1 protein-coding gene is annotated in these 250 nt (G+C 66.0%); it reads right to left on the bottom strand.

Translation table 11 applies throughout. The annotated features are described in order from the left end of the window. Window positions 1-194, bottom strand: a 194-nt coding sequence (locus tag SB771_RS36045; RefSeq protein WP_410722168.1) for a hypothetical protein, incomplete at its 3' end; no start/stop codon positions are given. Window positions 195-250 lie beyond the last annotated feature (56 nt).

The raw sequence follows: 250 nt of genomic DNA, 5'->3' as shown, positions 1-250 counted from the left end.
GCGTGAGCTTCCGGCGAGACCGATGCACCGAGCGTTGCGACGAGCGTGTCCCACAGCGCATACGCCCCACGGGCCTCACCCACCGCGAGCCCCAGGCCGTAAGAGCCGATCTCGCACGCGGTCGCGCGTTGCATCGCGTCGCGGATCTCGCGCTCGGCGCGTTTCGTGAGTTGTTCGTACGTAAAAGCCGACATCACAATTCCTATTTGGTTGGCCCGCCCCGATCGGGGCGGGCAGGTTGGATTACGGG

The organism is Burkholderia sp. SIMBA_051, from assembly GCF_046534915.1.
Taxonomy (GTDB): Bacteria; Pseudomonadota; Gammaproteobacteria; order Burkholderiales; family Burkholderiaceae; genus Burkholderia; species Burkholderia ambifaria.
Note: the sequence above shows the minus strand (reverse complement) of the source record. Positions and strands in the feature narration are given on the sequence as shown.